The sequence below is a fragment of the Candidatus Merdisoma sp. JLR.KK011 genome, from assembly GCF_036941125.1.
Classification (GTDB): domain Bacteria; phylum Bacillota; class Clostridia; order Lachnospirales; family Lachnospiraceae; genus Laedolimicola.
The window spans coordinates 170,473-188,079 of the sequence record NZ_JAYWSZ010000006.1; the positions used below are offsets into that span (position 1 = coordinate 170,473).

The 17,607-nt window shown below is 49.8% G+C and carries 16 protein-coding genes; 15 read left to right on the plus strand and 1 reads right to left on the minus strand.

Translation table 11 applies throughout. The features are described 5' to 3' along the window. The first annotated feature begins 8 nt into the window (after window positions 1–8). From VV089_RS24235 to VV089_RS24260, 6 genes are all read left to right on the plus strand, one after another. Window positions 9–1,871, plus strand: a complete 1,863-nt coding sequence (locus tag VV089_RS24235) for a hypothetical protein (RefSeq protein ID WP_334337738.1) — start codon at window positions 9–11, stop codon at window positions 1,869–1,871. A 151-nt stretch (window positions 1,872–2,022) separates the two neighbouring features. Beyond that, window positions 2,023–3,153: a dTDP-4-amino-4,6-dideoxygalactose transaminase gene (rffA, locus tag VV089_RS24240; RefSeq protein WP_172540752.1), complete on the plus strand. Its 1,131-nt coding sequence runs from the start codon at window positions 2,023–2,025 to the stop codon at window positions 3,151–3,153. Beyond that, entirely contained in the window at window positions 3,143–4,375 is a 1,233-nt protein-coding gene (locus tag VV089_RS24245; protein ID WP_172540753.1) for a hypothetical protein, read from the plus strand. Before rffA ends, VV089_RS24245 begins: the two co-directional genes overlap by 11 nt. 55 nt (window positions 4,376–4,430) lie before the next feature. Continuing rightward, on the plus strand, window positions 4,431–5,570 hold the full coding sequence (locus VV089_RS24250; protein ID WP_334337739.1) for an ATP-grasp domain-containing protein: 1,140 nt from the start codon (window positions 4,431–4,433) through the stop codon (window positions 5,568–5,570). Then, window positions 5,567–5,914 (plus strand): transporter, encoded by a 348-nt coding sequence (locus VV089_RS24255; protein ID WP_172540755.1) that lies wholly within the window; start codon window positions 5,567–5,569, stop codon window positions 5,912–5,914. Before VV089_RS24250 ends, VV089_RS24255 begins: the two co-directional genes overlap by 4 nt. Further along, window positions 5,904–6,242 carry an EamA family transporter gene (locus VV089_RS24260; RefSeq protein WP_172540793.1) on the plus strand — a complete coding sequence of 113 codons (339 nt, stop codon included), beginning with the start codon at window positions 5,904–5,906 and terminating at the stop codon, window positions 6,240–6,242. The genes VV089_RS24255 and VV089_RS24260 overlap by 11 nt, the downstream gene beginning before the upstream one ends. 12 nt (window positions 6,243–6,254) lie before the next feature. Here the strand turns inward: VV089_RS24260 and VV089_RS24265 are convergent, their stop codons facing one another. Next, on the minus strand, window positions 6,255–7,223 hold the full coding sequence (locus VV089_RS24265) for a glycosyltransferase family 2 protein (protein ID WP_172540756.1): 969 nt from the start codon (window positions 7,221–7,223) through the stop codon (window positions 6,255–6,257). 248 nt (window positions 7,224–7,471) lie between these two features. Between VV089_RS24265 and VV089_RS24270 the strand changes: the two genes are divergently transcribed. The 9 genes from VV089_RS24270 (at window position 7,472) to VV089_RS24310 (ending at window position 17,594) form a co-directional block, all read left to right on the plus strand. Next, window positions 7,472–7,876, plus strand: a complete 405-nt coding sequence (locus tag VV089_RS24270; RefSeq protein WP_334337740.1) for a GtrA family protein — start codon at window positions 7,472–7,474, stop codon at window positions 7,874–7,876. A gap of 65 nt (window positions 7,877–7,941) precedes the next feature. Beyond that, on the plus strand, window positions 7,942–9,522 hold the full coding sequence (locus VV089_RS24275) for a CotH kinase family protein (RefSeq protein WP_334337741.1): 1,581 nt from the start codon (window positions 7,942–7,944) through the stop codon (window positions 9,520–9,522). After that, entirely contained in the window at window positions 9,519–11,186 is a 1,668-nt protein-coding gene (locus VV089_RS24280; RefSeq protein WP_334337742.1) for a CotH kinase family protein, read from the plus strand. The genes VV089_RS24275 and VV089_RS24280 overlap by 4 nt, the downstream gene beginning before the upstream one ends. A gap of 16 nt (window positions 11,187–11,202) precedes the next feature. Beyond that, window positions 11,203–11,898, plus strand: coding sequence for a polyphosphate polymerase domain-containing protein (locus tag VV089_RS24285; protein WP_334337743.1), 696 nt, complete (start codon window positions 11,203–11,205; stop codon window positions 11,896–11,898). Window positions 11,899–11,932: 34 nt separating this feature from the next. After that, window positions 11,933–12,607: a DUF4956 domain-containing protein gene (locus VV089_RS24290; protein WP_334337744.1), complete on the plus strand. Its 675-nt coding sequence runs from the start codon at window positions 11,933–11,935 to the stop codon at window positions 12,605–12,607. A gap of 27 nt (window positions 12,608–12,634) precedes the next feature. Beyond that, the gene (locus tag VV089_RS24295; RefSeq protein WP_334337745.1) at window positions 12,635–14,092 is read left to right on the plus strand and encodes a glycosyltransferase family 2 protein; all 1,458 of its coding nucleotides are present in this window, start codon (window positions 12,635–12,637) and stop codon (window positions 14,090–14,092) included. Beyond that, window positions 14,079–15,038 carry a glycosyltransferase family 2 protein gene (locus VV089_RS24300; RefSeq protein WP_334337746.1) on the plus strand — a complete coding sequence of 320 codons (960 nt, stop codon included), beginning with the start codon at window positions 14,079–14,081 and terminating at the stop codon, window positions 15,036–15,038. The genes VV089_RS24295 and VV089_RS24300 overlap by 14 nt, the downstream gene beginning before the upstream one ends. Window positions 15,039–15,044: 6 nt before the next feature. Further along, window positions 15,045–16,454, plus strand: a complete 1,410-nt coding sequence (locus VV089_RS24305) for an undecaprenyl-phosphate glucose phosphotransferase (protein WP_172540764.1) — start codon at window positions 15,045–15,047, stop codon at window positions 16,452–16,454. A gap of 27 nt (window positions 16,455–16,481) precedes the next feature. Beyond that, the gene (locus VV089_RS24310; protein WP_172540765.1) at window positions 16,482–17,594 is read left to right on the plus strand and encodes an LCP family protein; all 1,113 of its coding nucleotides are present in this window, start codon (window positions 16,482–16,484) and stop codon (window positions 17,592–17,594) included. Window positions 17,595–17,607: the final 13 nt, after the last annotated feature.

The window sequence follows — 17,607 nt, forward strand, 5'->3', positions numbered from 1 at the left end:
AGATGCCTATGAAACAGACCGAAAAAGGCCTCCCGAATCTGGGAGCGCTCCTGCTTGCATTTTTCATAACAGGAATATATTTTGTATTTATTTATCAGATGCTTCCTTTTATTTATGACATCAACGATGATGTGGCCATGCGCAATGTGGCGGCAGGGGTGATAACAGGTTCTCCGGACGCACACCTGCTTCATATCAAATACCTGCTGGGTTTGGTGATTGCCGGTTTCTACAGGCTGCTCCCGGGATTTGACTGGTACGGGCTGGCGCTCATTGGGATCATGCTCTTTTCCCTGGCAATGGTTTTATATCGGGGGCTGGCGGCGAAAAAAGGGATTCTCTGGAAGCTTTGCTATACAGCGTTGACGCTGCTTCTTTTTACCTGTACAGGTCTTAGGCATGTAACAGCCTTCCAGTGGACGGTGACAGCTGCCATGGCAGGTTCGGCAGGAATCTATCTCTTTTATACAGCGGACAGGGACAGCGGCTTCTGGACCCGGATGGAAGAGGGGACAGCCGTATTTCTGCTCCTCCTTTCCCTGGCAGTCCGGGATGACGTGTTTCTTATGGTGCTCCCTGTAGCCGCTCTGTGCTTCTGGTGGAAATATGGTTCTGTGGGTAAGAGCAGCCTGGCAGATATTGAATACCAAAAGAAACTGCGGCTTTATTTTACAACAGAAAATGGAAAAAGCTGGAATGTCCAGTGGAAAGGATGGAATGCAGCCCTTTCCCATATAAATGTTATTTTGGGACTTCTGGCAGGCATCCTGGTTCTCTTGGGGACGGAAGGCCTTGCTTACCGTTCTATGGAGTGGAGGGAATTTTGTGCCTACAATGTAAACCGGGAAGCTATTATGGATTATTATGGACTTAAGAATTACGAGGAGGATCCGGCGTTTTTTGATTCCCTGGGGATTACCCCAGAGGAGGCGGAGAATCTGCAGAGATACTCTCTTTATCTGGTGGAGGATCTGTACAGCGAGAAAATGGCGGCCCTTGCCGAGCATTCACGTGAAGTTTATATCCGGGAGCATCCCTTTGGACAACGGATATCTACGGCAGTGGAAAAGATTGACGGCCACCTGGGAGAGGAAGACTATCATCCGGTGAATCTTCTGTGTCTTGGGCTTTTGGCCGGAGTTCTGGGGCTCTGCTTTGGCAGAAACAGAAGACAGCTTGGCCTTGTGCTGTCGGTTACCGGCGTATGGGCCGCTTACTGGTTCTATCTGGGATACCGGGATCGTATTGTGGAACGGGTTGGCTTTGCTTTGTATCTTTTGATGCTTTTGACGATGCTGGCTGTATGGTATCGGGTTGTTTTCCTGGAGCATGCAGGGGAAGATACGGGGAGCAAAGGAGGGAAGCTTACGGGAAGGCTGCTTACAGTGGGAGCTTTTGTACTTCTGGCTCTTTTTACCGGCCCTGCGTGGAAAGCCGTGAAGGAAAATAATACGGCGAGACGGGATTATAATCTGGAATTCCTGGATGTGAACCGTTATATGGCAGAGCATATGGAAAATGTCTACTTTATGACGACCTTTTCCATTGAGACTTACACGGATAATTTTACTGTTTCCAGGGATTTTGCTTTCAGCAATCTGCTGTCTGTGGGAGGCTGGCATACCTTTTCGCCTCTGGAAAATGTGAAGAATGAAAAGCTGGGCATTACGGATCCCAAAAAGGACCTGGCTGAGAAGGAGCAGGTATATCTCATTTCCCTGGAGCAGGTGAATCTGCGCTATATGAATCGCTATTATGAAAGCGTGTACGGCGACGGCTACCAGGGAATGGAGCTTGTGGATAAGCTGGACTATGGAGAGCGGATTTTTGAGGTGTATCGGCTTTGCGTTAAGCCCTTGGGGAAGGCCTAAGTGTACTGAGAGGGATATTACGGAACTGGAAACAGTAATATCCCCGAAGTACATAGAACAATTTACGGACGCATGTATTGCGGCCGGAAATTGTTCTCAGTGAAGATGTGCTGAGAGGGATATTACGGAACTGGAATAGAAAGGAAAAGCAATGATCGGATTTAATGTGGCGCCCTTTACGGGAAAGGAATTTGACTATATTCGGCAGGCCATTGAGGCGGAACATATCTGCGGAGACGGCATGTTTACCAAGAAATGCAATGAATGGATAGAGAAGCAGACAGGAACGGCGAAGGCGCTTCTGACCACCTCTTGTACCCATGCCACAGAGATGGCGGCCCTGCTTCTTAACATACAGCCGGGGGATGAGGTGATTATGCCTTCCTATACCTTTGTATCTACGGCTAATGCCTTTGTCCTTCGGGGTGGGGTTCCGGTGTTTGTGGATATCCGTCCGGATACTATGAACCTTGACGAGAATCTGATTGAGGCGGCTGTCACGGAAAAGACGAAGGCCATTGTTCCCGTCCACTATGCGGGAGTGGCCTGTGAGATGGATAAAATTATGGAGCTGGCAAAAAAGTACCGGTTAGCCGTGGTGGAGGATGCGGCCCAGGGCGTGTGTTCCTTTTATAAGGGAAAAGCTCTTGGAACCATCGGTGATTATGGCTGCTTCAGCTTCCACGAGACCAAAAATTTTTCCATGGGAGAGGGAGGAGCTCTGTTGATTCGGGATCAGGACCATGTGGAGGATGCAGAAATTCTCAGAGAAAAGGGAACTAACCGTTCCAGGTTTTTCCGGGGGCAGGTGGACAAATACAGCTGGGTGAACCAGGGAAGCTCTTATCTGCCAAGCGATATGAATGCGGCTTACCTCTGGGCGCAGCTTGAGATGGCAGATGCCATCACGGCTGACCGCATGGGAAGCTGGAAGGCTTACTATGAGCAGCTTCTGCCTTTGAAGGAGCAGGGAAGGATTGAACTGCCTGTGGTGCCGGAGGGCTGTGAGCAGAATGCTCATATGTTTTATATGAAGGCAAAAGATCTGAAGGAACGGACGGCTTTGATTGCGTATCTGAAGGAAGCAGGGATTCAGACGGTGTTCCACTATGTGCCCCTTCATTCTGCCCAGGCGGGTCTGGCGTTCGGACGTTTTTCTGGAGAGGACCGGTATACCACCAGAGAGAGCGAGCGTCTCTTAAGGCTGCCTATGTATTATGGACTTAAGGAAGAACAGGTTTCTTATGTGGCAGAGAGGATTAGAGAATTTTATGAGCAATAAAAAACAGGGCCTATGGGGATTGTGGCTGTGCGGCGGAATTTTGTTTGTACTGACATTTACGATGGTAAAGGTGGAAATGGGGAAAGGCCATGAGGTATTGCTGTACAGTGATTTTGCAACTCATTCCTCCTGGGCCGTGGGGGAGTTTACAGACCCCTTGTACAATAAGTTTTATTCCTATCCGGTGTGGCATCTGGCTGTCCGGGCCGTGAACCGCCTTCTGCCCATTGGCAGAGAATATGCGGGAGCCTTGGTTACGGCCTGCTGCATAGGGGCTGCGGCAGTGATTCTTTATCAGTTTTTGTGGAAGGAATTAAAGGAACGGTTATCATGGCTTTCCATTGTTTTTTTAACTATCGGTCTTTTGATACTGACAGCTCTTTATATGCCCTGGTTTAACAAAGAAGTGTATCTGGGCCAGAGCAGTCCGACAATCTGGCATAATCCCACGAATATGGCTGTAAAGCCGGTAGCGCTGCTGGCTTTTTTGGCTTTTTTACATCTTTACCCTAGTGGAGGCCGTTTGTTGATTTCTAAGGAGAGGATGCCTTTGGATATGAGCAGGATGCTGCCCGGGGAGGAGAAGGCAGGATGGCCTGACTTTTCAGTCTTTGCAGTGATTCTGCTGCTCAGCTGTTTTGTAAAGCCTTCCTTTATGCAAGGCTTTTTACCGGCAGTCGTTTTGTTTCTTTTCCTGGAGCTGATACGGACAAAAGGGAAAAGCTTCTGGCTCAGTTTTAAGCTGGGACTGGCCTTTCTCCCTTCCGGCGTCTATTTTCTGGTTCAGTTTTTTTCCGTGTTCGGAGAAGGGACAGAACGGGGGATTGGACTGGATCCTTTTGCCGTTATGAGGCTTGATACGGCGCATCCTTTGATTTCCATGGCGCAGGCGGCGGCGTTTCCGCTTTTTGTTTTGTGTATCTTGGGATGGAAACAGGTATGGAAGGATAAGCACTTATTGTTTTCGTTGATTTTTTATGTGACGGCGCTGCTGGAGTTTATCCTTCTGATTGAAGTAAACGAGCCAGCCTCCGGAAACTTTGAGTGGGGGCTGCAGCTGGCCATGTTTGCCTTTTTTGCGATGGCTGCGGTTCGGTTTTATCAGAAACAAGATAAAAAGCGGTGGGTAAATGCGATAGGAAACGGCCTGCTTCTTTACCATATTGGATCTGGCATGTATTATTATCTGTATCTTCTGGTATTAAGTCCGCTGCAGTGTTAGAGTATGTTTCAAAATGATGTTTTGACGTGGGCTAAGGGCTTTGGAAAGGAAGCATATGAAAAAAATAGTGATCATAGGGGCAAACAGCTTCCAGAATCCTCTGATTCTGAAAGCAAAGGAGATGGGCTTTGAAACCCATGTGTTTGCCTGGAAGGACGGTTCCGTGGGGGAACGGACAGCAGACTTTTTTTATCCTGTCAGCATTGTAAAGAGGGATGAGATTCTGAAAAAATGCAGGGAGATTAAGCCGGAGGCCGTAGTCTCCATCGGTTCAGATCTGGCTATGCTGACAGTGAATTATGTAGCTGGTAAGCTTGGACTTCCCTGTAACTCCATGGCCTGTACTCATGTGTCTACAAACAAATATGAGATGCGCAAGGCCTTTTTGAAGGCTGGCGTGCCGGTGCCTGGGTTCCGGGAAGCAGATTCCGGCATCCGGGCGGAAGAACTGGCAGATCTGTCCCTTCCTGTGATTGTAAAACCTACGGATCGTTCCGGAAGCCGTGGGATCACAAAGCTTACAGAATGGGAGGGGCTTTCGCAGGCTATCCGGTTTTCCGTGGAGAATTCCTTTGAGGGGAAGGCAATTGTGGAGGAGTTTCTTCAAGGGGAGGAGTATAGCTGTGAGTGTATTTCCTTCCGGGGAAAGCACCAATTTCTGGCATTGACAAAGAAGTATACCACAGGCCATCCCCACTTTATTGAAACGGGCCATCTAGAGCCGGCAGGCTGTTCTCCGGAACAGACGGGGCAGATAAAAAAAGAGGTGTACAAGGCTCTTGACGCTCTGGGAGTGGAATACGGAGCCTCCCATACGGAGTTTATGCTGGATAAAGAAAACCAGGTACGGATTATTGAGGTGGGGGCAAGAATGGGAGGCGATTGTATCGGTTCGGATCTGGTGCCTCTTTCAACTGGTTATGATTATGTAGGCATGGTGATTGACGCGGCCTGCGGAAAGGAGCCGGAACTGATTCCGTTCCGGAAGGCAGGCGCCGCCTTTATCCGCTTTATTTTCGACTGCCGGGATCTGGAGGAGCTGGAGCGGCTGAAAAGGGAGATTCCGGAGCATATTCATTTTATCAGTGAGATAGAGCCGGTTCTGGAGGGAAAGGTGACAGACAGCTCTACCCGGTTTGGTTATTATATTCTTGCTTTTGACAGCCTGGAAGAGGCGAAGGAGTATCTGAGATGAAAAAGATTTCATGGAAAACAATATTGGCCCTCCAGCTGGTGGTTATGGTTTATACCTTGTCCAGCGTGGCGGCCAAGCTGGCCTCGGGTTATGAGGCCCTTAGCCTTCCGTTCCTTTTGTTTTACGGAGTTGAGATTCTGATTCTCGGCCTTTATGCCATTGCATGGCAGCAGATTATCAAACGTTGTGATTTGTCCGTGGCTTATGCCAACCGTTCTATGGCGATTCTGTGGTCGCTGATCTGGACAGTGGTCTTTTTTCACGAGGCGCTGACCATAAAAAATATCATAGGAGTATTCGTTGTTTTCGCAGGAACAATGATTGTGAACAGTGATGGTGAATAAGTATCTGTTATTACTGGTGCTGTCTGTGGCGGTGGCATCCTTTTCCCAGATTCTTCTGAAGAAAAGCGCTGGAAAGACTTACGCTTCTGTGCTGCTGGAATATCTGAATCCTCTCGTAATTACAGGATACGGAATGATGGTTCTGTCCACACTGCTGACTGTGGGAGGATATGCAGGGCTTGAGTATAAGAACGGAGCGGTCATAGAGGCACTGGGGTTTGTGCTGGTGATGTTCTTAAGCCGATTCTTTTTCGGGGAAAAAATTACAAAGAAAAAGCTGCTTGGCAACAGCTTGATTCTTTTGGGAATATTTGTTTTTTACAGCTAGTACATTGCTGCACTAGGATTTTTCTACGTCTGTTTGATGAGAGGCATCCGGGCGGGGGCATTGTACAATCTCCCGGACGGTATACTGGGGTGCGTTGTTGATGCTGATATAGATACGTCCGATATACTCGCCGATAAGTCCAAGCATTACGAGAATCAGCCCTCCGATAAAAAAGATGGAGGCAATAATGGAGCTCCAGCCCATCTCAATGGTAGAATCTACCAGCTTGCGGATAACCACATAGAGGCCGTAACAAAAACCCAGGAAAGCGCAGGCTGTTCCGCATATCGTGGCAATCCGGAGAGGCTTGACGGAAAAGGCAGTAAAGCCGTTGAACCACAGGGACAGCAGCTTTGTGAGCGTATAGCCGGACTCGCCCGACATGCGTTCATGGTGAGTAACCGGCACGTTGGTGATGCGCATGGTGGCCCGGAAAATTAAGCCTTCAATATAAGGGTAGGGATTCTGGTAACGTGTAATCTCTTCTGTGATAAAACGTTCCATGACAAAATAGCTGGTGACCTTCAGCCCCTTTGGCTTGCCGAGGAGACTTTCTGTCATCCTTTCGTTCATCCAGGTTCCAAAGTTACGAAAAGCGCTGTGCATCTTATGTTCATAGGAGGCATAGACCACATCCCAGCCCTCTGCCATCTTATCCACCAGGGTAAAAAGCTCCCGGGCCGGCGTCTGTCCGTCGTCATCCAGGGAGATAATGAGATCTCCGGTACACGCCCGGTAGCCGGCCATCAGCGCAGAGTGCTGGCCGAAATTCCTGGCCAGGCTGATTCCGATAATATGGGGATTGTCCTGGGCAAGGGCTTTGATGCGCTCCCAGACATGATCGGGAGAGCAGTCGTTCACAAGGATAATCTCGTAATCATATTCCGGACGCTGCCGGAGGGTCTCTATAATTTCAGATGTGACAATCCCGACGGTAGCTTCCGAGCCGTAACAGGGAATCACAAAGGACAGCTTACTCATGGAAACACAGTTCCTTTCTTGAAACATCATCTTCAATGGACAAGGAGGCGTCTCCTTGTTCACAGAAGGGATACATAGGATTTATGATTCAGTACTTTAGCGGTTGCTGGTCACAGAGTGAACAGTAATCTTTAGTATACAGGTTTTTTGGGAATTGATCAATCACCGTTTTACAATTTCGGGAAAAGCGTGTATAATGATAAAACTAACGGTAAAAAGTAAGATATGGAAAATACGGAGATATTTATATGAAAAAACTAATGAGCCAGATTATGAAATTCGGAGTAGTAGGCTTTCTGTGCTTTTTTATCGACTACGGCATTATGGTAGCCCTGGTGGAGCTGGCAGGCTTTCAGGAGCTCTGGGCCAGCGCCTTCTCCTTTACCGTATCCGTGGTTGTGAATTACATTTTGAGTATCACGGTTGTATTTGACACGGACAAGAACGCAAATCAAGCGAAACAGTTTGTGGTGTTTGTGATCCTAAGCCTCATCGGCCTGGGCCTCAACCAGCTGATTATGTGGGGCGGGGTGGCATGGCTTAAGCAGTATATGGATCGGGCTTATATGATAGTGAAGATCTTTGCCACAGGCGTTGTGATGGTCTACAATTTTATCAGCCGCAAAATGTTTATTGAGAAGAAGGTGGAGTAAGCGTTCGTATCAGAGAGTGAAAAGGCTGCTGGTTACGAAGAGAACCAGGACGAAAAAGGAGCGCTATGAGAGAAAAAAGGATGATGCTTGGCATAAGTCTCCTTCTGCTTGTTCTGACAGGCGTCTCTTTCCTGTTTTTTCCGGCAGAAGAGCCTTCCATGAGCAGTATGCTCCCGGAAAGCCAGGAGGAGCTGCTGGGGACATTGGAAGATACGGAGGAAGAGCTGCTTACCAAGCTGTTGTTTGCAGGAGAGGAGCTGCCCTGTGACCGGGAGACAGGCACCTTTTATCTTCCGGTTGATATGGATAGCAAGGAGTGGGAAGCAGGGGCTTTTACCTCCGCTGAGAAAGGCGTGAAGGTTTATCTCCTTGACAATCCGCTGGAGGATGAGAAGGAAATCTCCGTCCGGGAGGGGAAGCGCTACCGTCTTCTGGCTGTCCGGGACGGGTCCTGCCGGGAATACGCCGTGGTATTTACCGGGCTTCCCATTCTGAGTATCGAGACGAATGAGGAGATACGTTACGAAGAGGTCTATGGAACCATGCGTTTTCTGCTGGCAGATGCCAAGGAGGACTGGGCCTTTGAGAGCGTGATGAGCGGACACATCCGGGGAGGAAGCAGCCGTCTCAATCCCAAGAAGTCTTATAAGATGACCCTCTACAAGGAGAATCAGACAGGAGCCGGAGAGCTGCGGAAAAACAAGGTTTCCCTCCTGGGTATGCGTAAGGATGACGAATGGCTGCTCTATGCCGTTTACAGTGAGGATACAAAGCTGAGAGATAAGCTTTCCCTGGACATATGGAACGAATCGGGAGCATTGGGTATAGAATCCAATGGCTTTTACGGTTATCATATGGAATATATCGAACTGTTTTTGAATGGAAAATACTGGGGGCTCTACGGCTTGATGGAGCCTGTGGATTACAAGCAGCTGGATTTGACGAAGGAGGGGGAGGCGCAGCCGGAGGAGTTTTTGTACAAGCAGAAGGATCCGGATGTATTTGAGCTGAAAGGAAATCATGCAGTCCAGGATGAGGCTCATATGGAAGTCCTGAACCGGTATCTGGAGCTTTTAAATGAGGGAGACGCCGTTTTTAAGCAGGAGATTCCAAAGCTGATTGATGTGGACAGCGCCCTGGAGGTCTGGGTTTATCTTCAGGCAGTTCTGGGAATGGATAATATTGAGAGAAACATTTTTTATCCTGTCCGCTATGAGGACGGACAGTACCGCATGTACTTTATGCCCTGGGACATGGATTACAGCTGGGGCAATGTCCATGATTTTGAAGCATTAAACAGGAGCCGGTTTTCGGAAGAAATCTGGACGATGCGCATTGCCTGGCGGCTGGGAGACCGTCTTGTGGAGCTTGACGTGGAGGGCGCCAGGGAGAAGGCAGCCAGCCGCTTTAAAGAGCTGCGGCAGACAGTATATTCGGAGCGCTATCTAAGAGAGCATATCCAGTCCTATGCGCACCAGATCATAGATTCCGGCGCATTCTGGAGAGACGAAATCCTCTGGTATGACAGCCAGCACAGCGAGGATTTTGAGGGGCTTGCGGATCTGGCCTGTGAGCGGATGCGATTTCTGGATACGGCGCTGGCGGATCCCCTTAAGTATCTGGAATTAAAGGAGTATCAGGAGTGAGAAGACAGAGGGCCCTTATTCTGAACTGCATATTGTTGTGCATGATCCTGGGAGCTTTGTTCCTTGTGCCTGCTCTTGGCAGTCCCATCCGGTACCGCCATCTGGATGGCGTTGAGGCGGCCCGGCTGAAGGACAGCTGCAGTGAGGCAGCGGAGCCCTTTTTTGCAGAATTGCTTTTTTCCGGGGAGAAGCTTCCCTTTGATCGGAACACCTCCACCTTTTATCTTCCCTTGGATATGAAGCAGGAGAAGTGGGAGACGGGAGAGCTTGCCAGCGGCCTTGGGGACGTCCGCCTGCTTTTTGAGGAGGAATTTACCAAGACCTCCAAGCAGGAGGCTATCCGGGAGGGAAAGGCGTTCCGCTTTTACGCCGTGAGGGGGACAGAGTATCAGGAGTGTTACCTGCTGATTACCGGGCTTCCCATTCTTTCCATTGAGACGACAGAGACGGCAGATACCGGCGTCTTTGGGGGAACGCTCTGTTACTGGGATGCCAGGAGCAAGCGGGACTGGACGGGATCCAATATTCTGGAAGCGCATATCCGGGGCAATACCAGCCGCACATATCCCAAGAAGGGCTATAAGCTTTCCCTGAAAACGCAGAATAAGAAGGGTGAGGTTGTTCCCGATAAAAAGCCGCTTTTCGGCCTGCGCACCGATGACGAATGGATCTTAAATGCCATGTACAGCGATTCCTCCAAGATTCGGGACAAGCTTTCCGTAGATCTGTGGAATGGCTATGGATCTAGGGTATCCGAATTTCCCGAAGCAAAATTCGGATCCGACCTGGTGTATGTGGAGCTCTTTTTCAACCAGGAATACTGGGGGCTTTACGGGCTGATGGAGCCGGTGGATTCCAAGCAGCTTGATCTGGCGAAGGAAGAAGAGGGAGAAGCGGCGGAGTATTCCTATAAGGCAGTGGGGCTGCAGGGCGGAGACGCCGACCGCCTTAAGGACGCTTCCCCCCTTGAGCGCAGCCTGGCAGGCTTTTCTCTGAAAGGAAACCATGACAGTAATGAGGCGGCCTCCTGGGAACCGCTGATTTCCTATCTTTCTTTACGGAATCAGGAGGATGATGAGGCCTTTGCACAGGAAGCTCCGCTTTTGATGGATACGGAGGGGGCCTTGAATGCCTGGATCCATTTCCAGGCGGTTCTTGGAATTGACAACCGGGCGAAAAACATGTATTATGTCGCAAAGAGAAGTCATGAGTCTTATCGCATCTATTTTGCGCCCTGGGACATGGATCTGACCTGGGGTGACGCCTTGAGCGAGAAGGATCCAGCGGAACTGAAGGGAGAGGCGGACGAGGCTGTCTGGGATGTGGGAATGAACACGGCTCTTTATTCCGAGCGTATCAACTGGGAGCCGGGCGACCGGCTTGTGGCCCTGGATGTGGAGGATGCAAGATCCAGGGTGGAGGAAAAATGGCGGACTCTCCGGGAAGGGGTGTTCTCCGATGAGAGCCTTACGGGGCATGTAGACCGCCTGGCCCATGAGCTTCAAGATTCCGGAGCCCTGGCACGGGATGCCCTTCGCTGGCCGGACAGCAATTACGGAGAGGATTATGAGCGCTTCAAGCGGATGGCCCTTTACCGTATGAGGATTCTGGATTATTATTTTGACGGGAACCTGGAGGCTTATCTGGGGCTTGGGTATCAATAAAGATAAGGAGCAGAAGATGGATTACAGGCATGAACTGAAATATATAGTGACAGAAAAAGAGATGGCTCTTGCAAAAGGCCGTATCCACGGCCTGGTTTCCCTGGATGTCCACGCGGAGGAGGCCGGTATATACCGTATCCGCAGCCTCTATTTTGACGATTGGTGGAATAACTGTTATCTGGAAAATGAGACAGGGACGGATCCCAGGGAGAAATTCCGAATCCGGATCTATAACGGAAGTAAGGAGCAGATTCACCTGGAATTGAAGCAGAAGGAACACGGCATGACACGGAAGCTGTCCTGCAGGCTTACAGAAGAGCAGTGCAGGACGCTGATGACTGGCAGGATGCTTCCTGTGAACGGAAATGATCCGCCGCTGCTTCAGAAGCTGAATTTACTTATGCGGACCAGATTTTTGAGGCCCCGGGTGATTGTGGAGTATGACAGGATTCCCTTTGCGGAGCGGCTGGGGAATACGCGGATTACTCTGGATCGGAACATAGCGTCCTCGGACGCGCTGCTGCGCTTTTTGGATCCGGAGCTGCCGAGACGGCCCATTATGGCGGCCGGGCAGCATATTCTGGAAGTGAAATACGATGAATTCCTTCCGGATTATATTTACCAGAACCTGCAGCTTAACACCTTAAGGCAGACAGCCTTTTCAAAATATTATCTATGCAGGCGGTATAGTCTGAAAGGGAATTTAAAATAGGGATATTACGGAACTGGAATAGGAGGATAAAAGTATGGGATTTCAAGACGTATTTAAAAAATCATTTTTGGAGGGCTTCACAAGCATGGATATCTCCGCGGGACGGATCATGGCCGTCTTTGCGGTGACCTGCATTCTGGCCTGTTATATTTTTGCAATCTACCGGCTGATGACGCGGAAGTCATTTTATTCCAAGGGCTTTAACGTGTCCCTGGCAGCTCTTTCCGTGATTACGGCGGCAATTATTCTGGCTATGCAGTCTAACCTGGTGATTTCCCTTGGTATGGTGGGAGCGCTCTCCATTGTCCGCTTCCGTACTGCCATTAAGGATCCCATGGATCTGGTATTTTTGTTCTGGTCCATCAGCGTGGGCATCATCTGCGGCGCAGGACTCTTTGAGGTAGCACTTTTGACCTGCCTGGTGGTGACGGTGCTGGTGCTGGTGCTGGAGAACATCCCCTCCTCCAGGGCTCCCATGATGCTGGTGGTGAATCTGTCCGATACCGGCAGCGAGGGACAGGTTCTGGATGTGGTGAAGAAGTTCAGCCGTTTCCACAAGGTGAAGTCCAGAAATCTTTCCGGCGGAAGTATGGATATGGTGGTAGAGGTCCGGGTGAAGGAGGAGGGCACTTTTGTCAAAGAAGTGTCGGCTCTTGGGACGGTACAGACCGTATCTCTGATTTCCCATGACGGAGAGGTAACCTTTTGAGTAATGTTCAGATAACAGGGAGCTTCTATGATCCAGATATTTAAGCTGTGTGGGCGCGGACTGCGTTATGTGAGGCAGTACGGGCCCACTCAATTGTATTATAAGATAAAAGAACGCCGGGAGAGAAACCGGGCGGAGACGGGGTATGAGACGTGGCTTCGGGCACAGATCGAAGCGGAAGAAGCCGCTTCCCCTCAGGCGGAGGAGCTGTCAAAGACAGGGCCTCTTTTCAGCATACTGGTGCCTGCTTATGAGACGCCGGCTCTTTTTCTGCGCCAGATGATAGAATCGGTATTGACCCAGAGCTATAAAAACCTGGAGCTGTGCATTGCAGACGGCAGCCCCTCCGGCGAGGTGAGGAAGATTGCAGAGGCGTATGCAGGGAAAGATTCCCGGGTGCGCTATCAGAAGCTGGAACAGAATCTCGGAATCTCCGAGAATACCAATGCAGCTCTTGCCATGGCGTCAGGTGATTATATAGGCCTTCTGGATCATGACGATCTTCTGCTGCCCGGCGCACTGTATGAGGCGGCAGAGGCGCTGAAGGAAGCAGGAGGCGCAGACGCCCTTTATACCGATGAGGATAAGGTGAATATGGACTTATCCCGTCATTTCCAGCCTCATTTCAAACCGGATTTTAATTCCGAATATCTGCTGAGCAATAATTATATCTGTCATTTCTTTGTAGTGAAGAGGGAGCTTGCCCTGGAAACAGGAGGATTTCACAGCGGCTTTGACGGGGCTCAGGACTATGATTTTATCCTGCGGTGCACGGAAGGAGGGCGCAGGGTGCTTCATATTCCGAAGATTCTCTACTCCTGGCGCTGCCATGAGGCTTCTACGGCGGCCAATCCCGAAAGTAAGCTCTATGCTTACGAGGCTGGGAAACGAGCCGTAAATGCCCATTTAGAGCGCATGGGAACCCCGGGAGAGGCTCTTGCCACTTCTAACTACGGCTTCCATCGGATTCGGTTTTTCCGAAAGGGTTCGAAAATCTTAATAAATTCTTTTGCAAATTTAAATGGACAAACTGGCATAAAAGTTGTATATTATGATAAAGCATGTAACAATTCTGTAACAATTCCGGAGAGCAGTGATTATGTGCTTTTTACGTGTGTCCGGAAGGAAAGGCTTTCCGAGGATTTTTGGGAGGAGCTCTTATCCTCCTGCCAGCGTCCCGGGATCGGCATTGTCTGCGCAAGGGTCTATGACAGAAGAAAGCGGCTTTCCACGGATATTCATATGGAGGGCGTAAGGGATCCTTTTGGGAGGAGCTTACAGGGCCTTAAGAGGGGCGGCAGCGGATATTTTCACAGGGCTGTGCTCTGCCAGGAGCTTACAAAGCCTACAGACTGCTTTCTGGTAAAGGGAAGTCTTTTGAAAGGGGCAGGGAAGCTTACCATAGGCGGGCTGTGCGTATATATCAGAAAACAAGGATACCGGATGGTTTACAATCCGTGGGCGGTGGTGTATGAAGGCAGATAACAGGGTATCTGTGGTGGTTCCCAATTACAACGGAATAGCCTTTGTGGAGCGGTGTTTTAAGGCGCTTATCAAAGATGCGCCTAAGGCAGAGCTTCTTCTTGTGGACAACGGATCCACGGACGGAAGCAGAGAGCTTACAGCCCGGCGTTTTCCGCAGGTCCGGATTATTGCTCTTAAGGAAAATTACGGCTTCTGCCGGGCGGCAAATGAGGGAATGAAGGCGGCTTCCTCCCCCTATGTGATTCTCTTAAACAATGACACGGAAGTGCTGCCGGGCTTTACGAAGGCTCTTGTGTCGGCGCTTCAGCTTGAGCCTCGGGCATTTTCCGCCGGGGCGAAGATGATTCAGCTGCATCACCCGGAAAAAATTGACGATGCTGGTAATTTTTACTGTGCTTTGGGCTGGGCTTTTGCGAGAGGAAAAGACAAGTCTGTGGAATACTATGAAGAGCCGGACGAAATCTTTGCAGCCTGCGGCGGAGCCGTGATTTACCGAAAAGCCGTTCTTGAGCGGATCGGGTATCTGGACGAGTCCCATTTTGCCTATCTGGAAGATATTGATCTGGGCTGGAGGGCAAAAACCGCAGGCTGGAAAAATATTTATGCGCCGGAGGCGAAGGTTCTGCATGTGGGAAGCGGAACCAGCGGTTCCAGGTACAATGAGTTTAAAGTGTCCTTAAGCTCCAGAAACAGCATTTATCTGGCGTATAAAAATATGCCCGCGCTGCAGCTTTTTATAAATCTTCCTTTCCTGCTGGCAGGTTTTGGCATAAAATATCTTTTTTTTGTAAAAAAGGGTTTTGGTAAAACCTATCGAAAAGGCTTGAAAGAAGGGCTTTTGATGTGCCGAAGGGAGAAGAAAGTAAAGTTTTGTTGGAAAAATCTCCCCTGTTATGGTAAAATCCAGTTAGAGCTTTGGATGAATATTGGGAAGAGATTTAGGTGAGAGACATTGATAAAGGATAACCAGCAGCATTTTAACCGGCTGCACGTACTGATAGACGCCCTTGTGATTGCGGCCTCCTGGATGCTGGCCTGGGTGATACAGTTTCAGATGATAGGCGCAACCACGGGACTTACCTTTGGGCAGTATATGATTGTGCTGGCCTTTCTGGTGCCTGTGTATCTGCTGCTTTATATGGCTTTCAGCCTGTATACCACCAAGAGCGTGCGCAGAAAGAGAGTAGAGCTGGGAAAGATTGTGCAGGCCAACACCATCGGTCTGGTGCTGTTCCTGGCTGGCATGTATCTCCTTCGAAGTGCGGCGGATGTTACAGACTATTATTCCAGAATGATGCTGTTTTACTTTTATGTCATTGACATTCTTCTGGAGGGCCTGGTCCGCACGCTGATTCGGTTCGGCCTTCAAAGGCTCCGCCGGAAGGGCTTTAATCAGAAGCATATGATTCTGGTGGGCTACAGCCGGGCGACGGAGGAATACATTGACCGAATCAAGGCCAACCCGGAATGGGGCTATGAGATCATGGGCATTCTGGATGATAATGTGGAGTGCGGCATGCGCTACCGGGGAGTACAGGTATTCGGAAGGACAGAGGAGATTGAGGAGCTGCTTTCCCGGACTGCTCCCGACGAGATTGCCATTACTCTGGGCTTAAGCGAGTATTCCAAGCTGGAGCACATTGTTGCCGTCTGTGAGAAATCCGGCGTGCATACAAAGTTTGTTCCAGATTACAATAATATTATTCCAACCCGTCCTTACACCGAGGATCTGATGGGCCTGCCGGTGATTAATATCCGGCATGTGCCTCTGACCAACACCTTCAATGCAGTGGTGAAGCGGGCCATGGACATTGCCGGAGGCCTGGCGGCCATTGTGCTTTTTTCGCCGGTGATGCTGATTACGGCCATTGCCATCAAGGCCACTTCTCCAGGGCCTCTTATCTATGCCCAGGAGCGGGTGGGGCTTCACAATAAGAACTTCCGCATGTATAAGTTCCGGTCCATGGATGTGCAGTCTCCCAAGAAAGAACGGGGGGCCTGGACCGTGCCGGACGATCCCCGGGTTACTTCTGTGGGAAAGATTATCCGTAAGACAAGCATTGACGAGCTTCCGCAGCTTTTCAATATTTTAAAAGGCGATATGAGCCTGGTAGGTCCCCGGCCGGAGCGCCCCTTCTTTGTGGAGAAGTTCCGGGAGGAGATTCCCAGATATATGATTAAACACCAGGTACGCCCGGGCATGACCGGGTGGGCCCAGATCAATGGCTACCGGGGGAACACTTCTATCCGGAAGCGAATTGAATATGATTTATATTATATTGAAAACTGGACACCTGGGTTTGATATAAAAATCTTATTTCTGACTATCTTTAAGGGATTTGTGAACAAAAATGCTTACTAAATGTCGGAAAGTAGAAAGGGTTATGTTATGGCAGCCAATACAAAAGCAGGAAACACGAGAGGGAGACAGGAGCGTAAGCTGAGCAAAAAGCAGAAAAAGATCAGGAGGAGAAGAAAACTGATTGGGATACTGGCTGCAGAGCTTCTGCTGCTTCTGATTCTGGGCATCGGCGTCTGGGGACTTGGAAAGCTGGATAAATTCCAGAATCTTGACGTGTCGCCGGAGGACGTGGAAATGAATGATATGGAGGATGCTACGGAGGAGGTGCTGAAGGGCTACACCAACATCGCTCTCTTTGGCCTGGATACCCGTGAGATGGGAGAGCTGGGAGCCGGAAACCGGAGTGATACCATTATCATTGCCAGTATCAACAATGAAACCAAGGAGGTAAAGCTGGCCTCCATATTCCGTGATACCTATCTGAACCGTGCCGATGATACCTACGGAAAATGCAACGCAGCATACAAGGCGGGCGGCCCCAACCAGGCCATGGCTATGCTGAACAAGAATTTTGACCTGAACATCAAGTATTTTGTCAGCGTGGATTTCCTGGCGCTGATTAAGACCATCGACCTGCTGGGCGGCGTGGATGTGGATGTGAAGGACAACGAATGGGAATGGATCAACAATTATATGTATGAGACAACGGCGGTGACGGGAGAATTCGGCGTATTTGTGGAGGGGCCGGGACTTCAGACTTTAAGCGGCCTCCAGGCTACGGCTTACTGCCGGATACGTGCCGTGGGCAATGACTACGGCCGGACGGAGCGTCAGAGAACCGTGATCTCACTGATTGCACAAAAGGCCAAGAAGGCAAGTCTCGGAACCATCAACAAGATTATTGACGAGGTATTTCCGCTGATTGCCACCAATATTCCAAAGGCAGAGATGATTAAGATGGCCGCCAGCATGATGTCCTACGAGATGGGTGAGACCAGCGGATTTCCTACCATGCGAGAGGACGTAAAGATTAACAAGGCGGATGTTGTAGCGCCGGCGGATCTGGAGGCCAATGTCAGAGAGCTGCATAAGTTCCTCTTTGACGAGGATGATTACTATCCGTCGCCGACTGTGATTCAGTTTAATGATGAGATATGCAGCCAGACAGGCGTATATGCCAAGGAAGACAGCGGCACATAAGACAGAAAGCTAC